General features: G+C 58.8%; 12 protein-coding genes, 1 pseudogene and 1 riboswitch. Of the genes and pseudogenes, 6 read left to right on the forward strand and 7 right to left on the reverse strand.

Features of this window, described 5'->3' with window-relative positions; translation table 11 throughout:
* The 6 genes and pseudogenes from V7080_RS17635 to V7080_RS17660 all read right to left on the reverse strand — a co-directional run.
* Positions 1–286 (reverse strand): annotated as a pseudogene (locus V7080_RS17635) (Tol-Pal system beta propeller repeat protein TolB); the annotation flags it as partial.
* Between the two features lie 7 nt (positions 287–293).
* A complete protein-coding gene (gene tolA, locus V7080_RS17640; RefSeq protein ID WP_334189707.1) occupies positions 294–1,283 on the reverse strand; it encodes a cell envelope integrity protein TolA in 990 nt (329 codons plus the stop codon).
* Positions 1,284–1,286: 3 nt separating this feature from the next.
* Complete coding sequence (locus V7080_RS17645) at positions 1,287–1,733, reverse strand: ExbD/TolR family protein (protein WP_334189708.1); 447 nt, start codon at positions 1,731–1,733, stop codon at positions 1,287–1,289.
* Positions 1,733–2,434: a protein TolQ gene (gene tolQ, locus V7080_RS17650; RefSeq protein WP_334189709.1), complete on the reverse strand. Its 702-nt coding sequence runs from the start codon at positions 2,432–2,434 to the stop codon at positions 1,733–1,735. Before tolQ ends, V7080_RS17645 begins: the two co-directional genes overlap by 1 nt.
* 86 nt (positions 2,435–2,520) lie before the next feature.
* Positions 2,521–2,940: a tol-pal system-associated acyl-CoA thioesterase gene (ybgC, locus tag V7080_RS17655; protein WP_334189710.1), complete on the reverse strand. Its 420-nt coding sequence runs from the start codon at positions 2,938–2,940 to the stop codon at positions 2,521–2,523.
* Positions 2,941–2,979: 39 nt separating this feature from the next.
* On the reverse strand, positions 2,980–3,726 hold the full coding sequence (locus V7080_RS17660; protein WP_334189711.1) for an SDR family NAD(P)-dependent oxidoreductase: 747 nt from the start codon (positions 3,724–3,726) through the stop codon (positions 2,980–2,982).
* A 148-nt stretch (positions 3,727–3,874) separates the two neighbouring features.
* Positions 3,875–3,982, forward strand: a riboswitch (ZMP/ZTP riboswitch).
* A 95-nt stretch (positions 3,983–4,077) separates the two neighbouring features.
* Here V7080_RS17660 and glyA point away from each other — a divergent pair.
* Both glyA and nrdR read left to right on the forward strand, forming a co-directional pair.
* On the forward strand, positions 4,078–5,325 hold the full coding sequence (gene glyA / locus V7080_RS17665; RefSeq protein ID WP_334189712.1) for a serine hydroxymethyltransferase: 1,248 nt from the start codon (positions 4,078–4,080) through the stop codon (positions 5,323–5,325).
* A gap of 318 nt (positions 5,326–5,643) precedes the next feature.
* A complete protein-coding gene (gene nrdR / locus V7080_RS17670) occupies positions 5,644–6,114 on the forward strand; it encodes a transcriptional regulator NrdR (RefSeq protein ID WP_334189713.1) in 471 nt (156 codons plus the stop codon).
* Here the strand turns inward: nrdR and V7080_RS17675 are convergent.
* A complete protein-coding gene (locus tag V7080_RS17675; protein WP_334189714.1) occupies positions 6,111–6,239 on the reverse strand; it encodes a hypothetical protein in 129 nt (42 codons plus the stop codon). The two genes, nrdR and V7080_RS17675, sit on opposite strands and share 4 nt — an antisense overlap.
* Between V7080_RS17675 and pilV the strand changes: the two genes are divergently transcribed.
* The 4 genes from pilV to V7080_RS17695 form a co-directional block, all read left to right on the forward strand.
* On the forward strand, positions 6,238–6,813 hold the full coding sequence (gene pilV, locus V7080_RS17680) for a type IV pilus modification protein PilV (RefSeq protein WP_334189715.1): 576 nt from the start codon (positions 6,238–6,240) through the stop codon (positions 6,811–6,813). The genes V7080_RS17675 and pilV overlap by 2 nt on opposite strands.
* Positions 6,810–7,799: a PilW family protein gene (locus tag V7080_RS17685; RefSeq protein ID WP_334189716.1), complete on the forward strand. Its 990-nt coding sequence runs from the start codon at positions 6,810–6,812 to the stop codon at positions 7,797–7,799. Before pilV ends, V7080_RS17685 begins: the two co-directional genes overlap by 4 nt.
* Positions 7,796–8,431, forward strand: a complete 636-nt coding sequence (locus V7080_RS17690) for a pilus assembly PilX family protein (protein WP_334189717.1) — start codon at positions 7,796–7,798, stop codon at positions 8,429–8,431. Before V7080_RS17685 ends, V7080_RS17690 begins: the two co-directional genes overlap by 4 nt.
* Positions 8,428–11,800: pilus assembly protein (locus V7080_RS17695; protein ID WP_334189718.1), on the forward strand; the 3,373-nt coding region annotated here is incomplete at its 3' end. The genes V7080_RS17690 and V7080_RS17695, both read left to right, overlap by 4 nt.

Consider the following 11,800-nt stretch of genomic DNA (forward strand, 5'->3'; position numbering starts at 1 on the left):
GGGCATCCGCACCTTGCGCCTTCCACTGGTTGAAGTCGACCGGCGAGGTTTCGGACATCGCATTGCCGGTATCGATGATCTTGAAAAAGCCACTGCGCGCCAGGTCGGCCTTGATGATCGCCGTTACCTGCTGCGGGGCGATGGTTTCATCCGCGAAGCCGGCGATCGCAATCGGAATCTGGTTGGCGCCGACGCCTGCTGTTTCCACCCTGAGCTGCGCCCCGGCCAGGCTGGTGAATGTGAGGCCGATCAGAAACAGCCCGCGCAAGAAGAGATTTTTCATCATGATTTGCCTACTGGTCCTTCGGTTTGTGTATGCCGATAAAGCTTGATGGTACCGCACCCGACTTGTCCTTCGGGTATGGCTGGGATCGTTCAATGGCCCGGCGTACGGCTTCGTCAAAGCCGGCCACGCCCGACGACTTGGTCTTGCGCATACCGGCGACCGAGCCGTCCGGAAGCAGGTCGACAACGTATTCCACCGCGGGATTGCCAGGCAATTCATCCGGGACATTAAACGTGATATTCGACTTGATCTTCGCCGCGACACGTTGTGCGTATGCCCCGTCCGCCCTTCCGCCCTGTGATTTCGCTGCATCGCCGCTGCCGGGTACGGCACCGGTAATGCGGCGCATTTCATCGTCGCGGATTTTTGCAAGCATCTGCGCCTCCGCTTCGTCCTGCTTGCGCTTTTCCTCGTCCTGCTTGCGTTTCTTTTCAGCCGCCGCCTTTTCCTTTTTCGCGAGTTCGATCTTTTCCTGCTCGGCTTGGGCGCGCTTCTTCGCCTCTTCGGCTTTCGCCAGTTCGATGCGTTTCTGCTCTTCCTTGCGTTCCGCTTCCTGCCTGATCTTCGCCTGGCGTTCCTTTTCTTCGGCGATGCGTTTTTGCTCTTCCACCAGCCGCTCCCTTTCTTCGGCCTGGCGTTTCTTCGCTTCTTCCAGTTTGCGTTTCTTTTCCTGCTCCAGTGCGATGTCGGGCTTGACCGCCGGCGGCTCATCCTCGACCGGCGGTTTGGGTGCGGCTTTCGCCACCGGCGGCGGCTCCGGCTGCTTCTCCGGTTCCCGGGGCGTTTCCTTCACAACTTCCTTGACTGGCTGGGGCGGGGCGGACTCCTTCGGCTGCGGGCTCCACACTTCCGCTTCAATGGTCGTCGGCGCTTCGCTTTGCCAGCGCACGCCGATCCATAGCAGCGCGACCAATGCCAGGTGCACCAGGGTCGCGAACGCGATGGCGCGCCAGCGTCCGGGCTCCTTGGGTACGGTATAGGGCGTCTGATCAGTCATCGCTTATTGCTTGGTGGCGAGACCAACCCGATTGATGCCCAGCTTTTTTGCTTCTGATATCACCTGAATTACATCATCGTACTTGATGTCTTTTTCGGCTGAAATCATGACCGGCAATTCGGGATTGGCTTCATGCATTGCGCGAAGCTTTTGCACCAGCGCGACGCGGCTTCCAATTTTTTCCGCTTGTGCACCGGTGTTCCGGCTGCCGGTCTGTCCGCTGACCGAAATGGTCGCGGTCGTGTCCTGCTTCAGGGCAATCTGGATGTACTCCGTCGGCGGCAAGGCTGACTTGGCCGCCGTCGGCAGGTTAATCACGCCGGGGTTCGTCAGAGGCGCAGCCACCATGAAAATCACGAGCAGCACCAGCATCACATCGATATACGGCACGACGTTGATTTCGGATTTGAATTTGCGGCTGCGTCCGCCGCGCAATGAGCTGTTCGACATCAGCGCGCCTGACGTTGCAGGATGTTGGAGAACTCCTCGATGAAGCTTTCGAAGCGGATCGAGAGGCGGTCGATATCGTGCGAATAACGATTATAGGCAACGACGGCCGGGATCGCTGCGAACAAGCCGATTGCCGTTGCGATCAACGCCTCGGCAATGCCGGGCGCCACGGATGCAAGCGTCGCCTGCTGCACGTTCGCCAGTCCCCGGAATGCGTTCATGATGCCCCACACCGTGCCGAACAAGCCGACATAGGGTGACACGGAACCGACCGACGCCAGGAAAGCGAGGTGTGATTCGAGTGCATCCATCTCGCGCTGATATGCCGCACGCATCGCACGGCGCGCACCATCGATCATCGACGCGGCGTCAGATGTATTCCTGCTGGCCAGGGATGCCTTGATCTTCTGGAATTCGCTCATGCCTGACTCGAAGATGCGTTCGAGCGCACCGCTATTGCCGCCGCTCTTGCGGCGGTTCGAGGTTGCGTCTTCATAGAGCGTATTGAGATTGCCCCCCGACCAGAAGGCGCGCTCGAATTCCTCGGTCTGCGAACGAGCGCTCTTGATCGCGAACATTTTGCGGAAGATATATGTCCAGCTCATGACCGATACGAGCAATAGCAATGCCATCACCAGTTGCACAAGCAAGGATGCGTTGCTGATCAGAGCGATAAAGGATAGATCTTGTGTGACAGTCATCGGTTGTCTTAATGGGGTTAACAGCAAATTGTATCCGCATCAGGCGGATATGCTACCGGTGCCGGCCATGGGATGGCGCGGAAAAATCACTTGGTAGCGTCGATTCTTGCCAGTACGTCATCCGGGATGGCACGCGGACGGAAGGTGCGCGTATCGACACAGGCAATCTTGATTCGGCCACTGGACAATAGCTGCCATCGTCCTTCCGTCATGCGCCATGCTTCCTGGAAAAATTGCACTGAAGCACGTCCAAGCCGTTCGACCACGACAGTGAGTTTCAGTTCATCATCTAATTTCGCGGGTGCATGATAATCGACGGCAGTGCTTTTGACGACAAACATCGCATGATGCGATTCGGTCAACGCCTGCTGGCCGATGCCGGCCGCGCGCAGCCATTCGGTGCGCGCCCGTTCAAAAAACTTCAGGTAATTTGCGTAGAACACAATGCCGCCCGTATCGGTGTCTTCGTAATACACGCGGACGTTCCAGGTGAAGTCAGCCGGCATTGTCCCTCGCACGCCGGCTCGCGACATTGATGCAAAGCATTATGTGGTGCGTTTGATGTTGAACGGCGAGAATCCCTGGCAGGTTGGCATCATCTCGATGTAGTTGATGTTCACATGGGCGGGCAAGGTAGCGATCCAATAAGCGGTCTCGGCAATGTCGTCCGCGGTAAGCGGTACGGTGCCTTCGTATACTTTCGCCGCAGCCGCATCGTCTTTGAGGCGAACATTTGAGAATTCGGTACCGCCGCAAAGGCCCGGCGCGATATTGGTGGCGCGAACGCCGGTTCCCACGAGATCGGCGCGCAGGTTCAGGGTGAACTGATCCACGAACGCCTTGGTGGCGCCATATACATTTCCGCCCGGGTACGGATAGGCGCCGGCAACCGATCCGAGGTTGATGATCATGCCGCTGCCGCGTGCCACCATGGACGGCAGCAGTGTCCGGGTCATGGTGACCAGGCCCTTGCAGTTGGTGTCGATCATGGTGTCCCATTCTTCCAGAGACGCCTTGTGGGCCGGTTCGATTCCCAGGGCCAGACCCGCATTGTTGATGAGTACATCTACATCCCGCCAATCGGCGGGAAGCGCATCGAGAGCCTGCTGGATCGAGGTCTTGCTGCTGACATCCATTTCGATTGCCAGCAACGAGGCACCGAGTTCCGCAGCCAATGCATCGAGTCTTTCCTTGCGGCGGCCGGTCGCGATGACCTTGTGGCCGTTCTGTGCAAACTTGCGCGCCATGGCCGCGCCGAAACCGGATGTTGCGCCTGTAACAAGTACTAGCATGGGATTTCCCTTTTCACAAAGTTTGCCGAGTGCCAAATTTTAGCCGAAAGAGCATTTCTGCTCAGGGCCTGCTCATGATCCTCCGATTTACCCGGCCTGGCCGGCCGCCTTGCCGAAAATTCTCCGCTCACTTACAATTCAAGTCCATTTCGTCTCACGTGACTGGCGAATGTCGAAACCACCGGTTTCGGCGACAAGGTGGGCAACCACCGGGGAACGTGAGATCTCACCATAGCCGTTCGCCTGGGCAGCCACAAATGGAAGCACGTCTGAGGCTGCCTATTCCCATTCCGTTGGCCCTCATTCGATTCAGGCAAACCCGTTTGCATTCTCAATCGATTGGAGTTTCGCATGTTCGCAAAAGATCACACCCTCGCCAAAGTCGACCCGGAACTTTGGTCCGCCATCCAGCAGGAAAACACCCGTCAGCAAGACCATATCGAATTGATCGCCTCGGAAAACTATACGTCGCCTGCGGTCATGGAAGCGCAAGGCTCGCAACTCACCAACAAGTACGCGGAAGGTTATCCGGGCAAGCGGTATTACGGCGGCTGCGAATTCGTCGATATCGCCGAGACACTGGCCATCAACCGCCTGAAAGAATTGTTCGGCGCCGAAGCGGCGAACGTCCAGCCGAACTCCGGTTCGCAGGCAAACCAGGGCGTGTTCTTCGCGATGCTGAAGCCGGGCGATACCATCATGGGCATGTCGCTCGCGGAAGGCGGTCACCTCACACATGGCATGCCCTTGAACATGTCGGGCAAATGGTTCAACGTCGTTTCCTACGGCTTGAACGACAAGGAAGAAATCGATTACGATGCGATGGAACGCCTGGCGCGGGAACGCAAACCGAAGCTGATCGTTGCCGGCGCGTCCGCCTACGCATTGCGCATCGATTTCGAGCGTTTCGCGAAAGTGGCGAAAGAAATCGGCGCATATTTCATGGTGGACATGGCGCACTATGCCGGCCTGATCGCTGCAGGCGTTTATCCAAATCCCGTACCCCATGCCGACTTCGTTACCTCGACCACGCACAAGAGTCTGCGCGGTCCGCGCGGCGGCATCATCCTGATGAAAGCCGAGCATGAAAAGGCGATCAACTCGGCCATCTTCCCGGGCATCCAGGGCGGCCCGCTGATGCACGTGATCGCCGGCAAGGCAGTCGCCTTCAAGGAAGCGCTGACCCCGGAGTTCAAGACCTACCAGGAACAGGTCGTAAAAAACGCCGACGCGCTGGCGAAGGCATTGATCGACCGGGGGCTGCGGATCGTGTCGGGCCGCACCGAGTCGCATGTGATGCTGGTCGATCTGCGTGCCAAGAAGATCACCGGCAAGGAAGCCGAAGCGATTCTCGGTTCCGCACACATCACCTGCAACAAGAATGCGATTCCCAATGATCCGGAGAAGCCGTTCGTGACATCCGGCATTCGTCTCGGCAGCCCGGCGATGACGACCCGCGGATTCAAGGAAGCGGAATCGGCGAAGGTCGGTCACCTGATCGCCGACGTGCTCGATAATCCGCAGGACGCCGCGACCATTGAACGGGTAAAGGCGGAGGTCAAGAAACTGACCGACGCATTCCCGGTATATGGAAAATAAGTACAAATAGTGCAAGGTAAGGGCTGGCAGCTGCGCCGGTCGGCATGAATGAAAAAGGGAAGGCGATGACTTCCCTTTTTTGTATCTTCATCCTGTGTCTGGACGAAGCGTCCATCAAACGCTTGACGGCGCACTTGCACAAGCCGGAAACTACAGGCGGTTTGGCCAGTCCGTGTGGAACAATGTCCATGCATATGGCGTTTTCCCCATGCCTGACCGACGGGTTCGGTAATTACCGGTGTTGACAAAAATTCAACTAACGGTTAACTTTCGGTTCCTGATTTTTAATTCGCTTTTTCATCGATTCGGCGCTTTTTTATGAAATGCCCCTTCTGCCACCATGAGGACACACAGGTTCTCGACACCCGCGTGTCGGAAGTAGGGGACGCCATTCGCCGTCGCCGCCGTTGCACGCACTGCGACAAGCGCTTCACCACCTATGAACGCATCGAGTTGACGATGCCGGTCATCGTCAAGAAGAACGGCAGCCGCACCGAATTCGACCCGGCAAAGCTGCGTGCCAGCCTGATGCTGGCGCTGCGCAAGCGCCCGGTATCCGCCGAAGCGGTTGACGCCGCCATCCATCAGATCGAGGAAAAGCTGCTGTCGACGGGTGCCAGGGAAGTCATTTCGGCACATGTCGGCGAACTGGTCATGCGCGAACTGAAGCGCCTCGACAAGATTGCCTATATCCGCTTTGCGTCCGTCTACAAGAGTTTTGAGGACGTAGCGGAATTTCAGGACGCGATAGCGGAAGTCGGCCGCGAGCGGAAAACTCCCAGTAATTAATCAAATGCTGTTTGCCTGGCCGTTGGAATGACGGTCAGGTTGCGGCAGGATTGCTGCGCAAAAAATGTTGCAATATTATTAACAAAATACGCCGCCTGGCGCCTTGTACGGGAATCGGGTTTCATGAAACATCAGGTAGAAGGATTTTCGCTGGTCGAAGTGCTGGTTGCAGTACTGGTGCTCGCATTGGGTGTCATTGGTACCGCGGGTATGCAGCTCACCGCGCTGAGGACTACCCAGCAATCAACCTTCCAGACCACCGCCGTGCAACTTGCCGCGGAAATTGCGGACAAGATGCGCGCCAACGAAAGCCAGATGAAACTTGGCGCTGCCCTGAACCCATATCTGCATGTCGATTATTGGGCGACGACGCAAGGCGAACCGCCACCGCCCGGCAAACGTTGCTATGTCGACCACTGCAACGGCGCGGAGCTTGCGCTGTTCGACATCTATGAATGGCAGAAGCGAGTGCATACCGACCTGCCGGGTGGACGGGTCATGATTTGCCGGGATGCCGAACCATGGAACGGCGCCATGCAGGCGTTGACATGGTCCTGCAAGGCAGGTCCGATGGATGGCGGTTCGGTCGTGATCAAAATGGGCTGGCAGGAAAAGGCCGCTGACGGCACGCTGGTCCGCACCGCCGGCAAGGAATTTGCGCCGAGCGTGGCGTTCACCGTTCAGCCGTACGTGCCATGACGATCCGTCGTTGCAACCGTATGTGCTATCAGGGCGGACTGACTCTGATCGAGCTGATGATTTCCATCACACTCGGCCTGCTTGTCATGCTAGCCGCCACCGCGCTGTTGCTGTCCTCGAAGTCCGCCTACACCGCCCAGGACGACGGTACCCGCCTCCAGGACACGGGGCGGTATGCATCCGAAGTCATCAGCCGCTCGGTGCGTCAGGCTGCCTACGAAAACTGGGACCGGCAAGATGCGCCGATCGTCTCCGCCGCAGGTATCAGCGCGAATATTGCCGGTCTTGACGCACGGAGCCTGAGTGCAACGACTAATGGCATCACCTCGCCGGTTGCAAGCAGCGTCAACGGAAGCGACGTTCTCGCAGTGCGCTTCTTCGGCTCAGGCGCGGGGGAGCACGGAGACGGCAGCATGATCAATTGCGCCGGCTTTGGCGTGGCGGCCGCCACGTCGCAGGATAGTGCGGATGAAGAGCGGGGGACAAGCATTTTCTATGTCGCCAGGGATGCCGGCGGCGAGCCGCAGCTTTACTGCAAGTTCCATGGCAAAAAAGGATGGGTGGCGCAGGCGCTTGCTCGCGGTGTGGAATCGTTCCAGGTGCTTTACGGCATCGATAGCGACGGCGATAGCCTGCCGAATCAATACCTGAACGCCGCGTCCTTGCAAGCGCTGGATGCTGCGCTTGTGCTCACCGGAGCCACCGCGCAGGAGCAGGCCGTCGACCGGAACAGGAAGACCTGGTGGAAAAAGGTGGTCGTCATTCGTACTGCGCTCCTATTGCGCGGGACGGAAAAAAGCCGCACCGATGCGCTGACGTCCCAATATGATCTTTTCGGCCGCGATTACTCGGACCTGAACGCATCGGCCGATGTGGGAACGCGCATTCTCGAAGCGCAGCTTCCTGAAAGCACGCGCAACCGAATCCGGAAAATATCCGCGACGACCATCCAGTTGCGCAATCAGTCGCCGGGTAGCGCGATATGACGGCGCATAAGCTGGATCGACCTTGCTGCGTCCTCAAAGCGAGGCAACGCGGCGCCGCCCTGATCGTCTCGCTCCTGATGCTGATCGTCGTGATGATGCTCGGCATGTCCGCTGCGCAGACCGCGCTCCAATCCGAGAAAGCGTCCCGCAACGATCGTGACCGGCAAGTTGCGCTGCAAGCAGCCGAAGCAGCCTTGATGGATGCTGAAACGGACATCGAAAGCTCGCCCGATCCCGCCCGGTCGCGCAGTCACCTGTTCGCGCCGGATCGCACGGAAGGATTTAGCCCGGGATGCGGAATCGAAAACCCGGCGCTCTACCTCGGGTTATGCAGCCGCGCCGAGGGAAGCCTGAGGGCAGCCTGGCAGGCAGTCGACCTGCTCGATTCGTCGTCCGGCGCGATCACCGTGCCTTACGGACGCTATACCGGACAAGTGTTTCAAACCGGCGCCGGCGCAATGCCGGCCCGGCCGCCCAGGTACGTCATTGAACTGATGGCATATAACCGTGCAGGCGAGGACGCGACCCTCGATGGGCGGAATTATTTCTATCGAGTGACTGCTATCGGGTTTGGCATGCGCGAAAGCACACAGGTAGTGCTCCAGACTTTTTATCGAAAAGACGGCAGATGAAAAATACCAACGTTGTCGCTGTACTGGCCTTGCTTGTTTTGCAAACGATGAATGCAGTCCAGGCTGCCAGCAATCCGGACGTACAGATTGCTACGGAACCGATGATCGGCGGGAGAGGAAATGTCCATCCCAATCTGGTACTGAGCCTGTCGGTGGAGTTCCCGACGGCAGGCATCGCTTATCGCGGCGACGGGGGCACCTACAATCGGACGACGGAGTATGTCGGCTACTTCAATCCGGCGAAGTGCTATACCTACCATGGCGGCAATCGCAATCTTTCCGACAGCGGATACTTTGTCATTTCAAATGATGCGGATTCTGTCACCCGCGAATGTGGTGGCGATGCATTCAGCGGCAACTTCATGAACTGGGCGACATCATCGGCGATCGACATGCTGCGCTATGCACTCACCGGCGGCGACAGAATCATCGACACCCCGGACACCACCATCCTGCAAAGGGGTGTTCTGAAAGACACGTTCTATGCTCATCCGGTGTACTTTCCGCGCCGGACCGTCGTCGCAGGCGGCAACGTCAGCGCGCCCGGCAAGGTAACGCCATTCAATGTCGGCACGCTGCACGTCGTCTCCTGCGGCAATCGCGTTCTGTTTTCCGACGTAAGCAGCGGTCTTGCCAATGCCAGCGGCACGGACGCGAACCGGTATTGCGCATCGGCATACAGCGGCAGCGGCACGCCGCCGAAGGAAGCGCTCGACAAGAAATTGGGCGAGTTTCTTGTCCGGGTGAAGGTGTGCGACGGCAGGGAAGGCCCGTCCCGGACCGGGCTGTGCCAGCGATACGGCGGTAACTACAAGCCCGTCGGGGAAATCCAGCGCAAAGCCGACCGGCTGCGGCTGGCGGCCATGGGCTACGTACTCGATGATGCGGAAACGCGGTATGGCGGCGTGTTGCGGGCGCCGATGAAGTATGTCGGCACGAAAAAGCTGGAAGCGCCCGATTTCATCGAGCGGCCGAATGACCGGGCGGAATGGGATAGCGCAACCGGCGTGTTGTACAACAATCCGGAAGATCCGGCGAACCGACACAGCGCATTCGAGAATAGCGGCGTCATCAATTATCTGAACAAGTTCGGCAGGTCGGGGAAATACAAGAGCTTCGATCCGGTAGGCGAGCTCTTTTACGAGGGCCTGCACTACCTGCAAGGCAAGGAGCCTACTGCGGAGAGTACTGTCGGCATCACCAGTGCGATGAAGGATGGCTTTCCGGTCATTCAGAATCCGCCCGACCCGGTGATCGCATCATGCCAGCAGAATTACCTGCTGACCGTCGCCGATGTGAATACCCATTGGGACCGGTTCATTCCCGGCAATCAGCGTTCGACGTACGGGGGAGGCAAGGATGCCTTTGACACCGCCCGGCCGGCTGCACGCGAGGTCTCCGGGAAGACGCCCGCGCTGGATGTGAGGACATGGACCCGGCAGGTCGGCGAACTGGAGAACCATGCGTCCAATACGGCGCCGAATCCCTCGTTGACGAATCTTGACAACAGGGACACGGGCGCTTCAGGACACGGCACCTACTACATGGCGGGACTCGCCTACTGGGCCAATACGAACGATATCCGCCTGGATAAACCGGTCAGGGTCAAAACCTTCGCGATCGACGTCGACGAAGGCGGGAACGGCCAGATCGACGGCAATTCACGCGATCTGAAGCCCCGTGACAGCCAGCTATATCTCGCGGCGAAGTATGGCGGCTTCGACGACAGGAATGGCGACGGCAATCCCTTCATCACCTTCGCGCCGAACAGCAGGAATGTCGTCAGCGGAAGCAATGCCGAGTGGGACAGCGACGGAAACGGTGTTCCCGATACCTACTTCCTCGCCGGGCAGCCCAAGGAGATGATTGCGGCAATCAAACGGGTATTCAATCGAATCGGTACGGCGAGCGGCAATATTTCCGGCGTGGCGGCGACCGGCAGCCGGATGTCCACCGATGGCATCTTCGTTTACCAGCCGGGGTTCGAATCCTCGACGTGGTCCGGAAGCCTGAAAAAGCTGGCCCTGAAACCCGATGCAAGCGGAAACATTGATGTCGCATCCGCACCGGACTGGGACGCCGGCGAATTATTGTCCGGCTTCCACCAGCCGGCCGAAGATGTGCGCAACATCTACACCGCGCAAATCAATGGCGGCGCACTGCGGACAATCCCATTCAAATGGGACCAGTTGAGCGGTACGCAGAGGGAATTGCTCAATCTCGATCCAGTCAGCGGCAAGCCCGACGCACTCGGCGAAAACAGGCTTGCCTACCTTCGCGGCCAACGCAACCTCGAAACCGGCAAGCCCAGCGGCATCTTCCGTCCCCGAACCAGGGTGCTCGGTGACATCGTCAACAGCAACGTGGTCTACGCTGGCCCACCTTCAGCAAACGGCCTCGGCACCGGATATGCGCAATTCCAGGATGCGCTGAAAGGGCGGGCGAAAGCGGTGTATGTCGGCGCCAATGACGGCATGCTGCATGCGTTCAATGCCCAGGACGGCGGCGAGTTGTTTGCCTACGTCCCGAACGCCGTAGTCCGAAATCTTGCACACCTGACGTCGCCGGAGTATCTGCACCGCCCTTACGTCGATGGCATGCTCACGGTCGCCGAGGCCCGGGTTGCCGGTAGCTGGAAGACCGTGCTGGCTGCAGGCATGGGTGGCGGCGGACAAGGACTGTTCGCACTGGATGTCACAGACCCCGAACGATTCAGCGCCGGTTCAGGAGCGCTATGGGAGTTCACCGATGTCGACGATCCCGACATGGGCAATCTCACCGGCGCACCCGCAATCGTCAAGTTTGCATCCGGCGCGTCAGCCGGACCTTCCGAGTACCGCTATTTCGTGGCGGCGCCCAGCGGGTTGAACAACTACAAGGATGATGGCAGTTTCAACCAGGATGCCGCCAGTGCGCTCTTCTTTCTCGCGCTCGACAAACCGCCTTCGGAAAAATGGCAGCTCGGCGTCAATTACTTCAAGTCCAGGACGCCGGCGACTGATCCGGCGCTGCAAACCGGACTATCCGCACCCGCGGTGGTTGCCGATCAAGGGGGCGGCGGGCTATACGCCTATGCCGGCGATTTGCAAGGGAACCTGTGGCGTTTCGACTTGAGCGGAATGGCTTCCCGGTCCAGCGCGGTAGCCAATGCGACCCTGCTGTTCGTGGCCCGGGACGCGGCAGGAAACAGGCAGCCGGTCAGCACCCAGCCCAAGGTCGTGTTCGCGCCCGGTGGTGGCTATGTAATCCTGTTTGGTACCGGGAAATTCGTCGAGCACCGCGATGCGGCGGCAGGGGAGTTCAGGATGCAATCCTTCTACGCAATCCATGATGCAATGCCTTCCCAGTCGACGACGGTCACACGACAGC

Origin of the sequence: Noviherbaspirillum sp. (assembly GCF_036846085.1) — a bacterium.
Classification (GTDB): Bacteria; Pseudomonadota; Gammaproteobacteria; order Burkholderiales; family Burkholderiaceae_D; genus Noviherbaspirillum.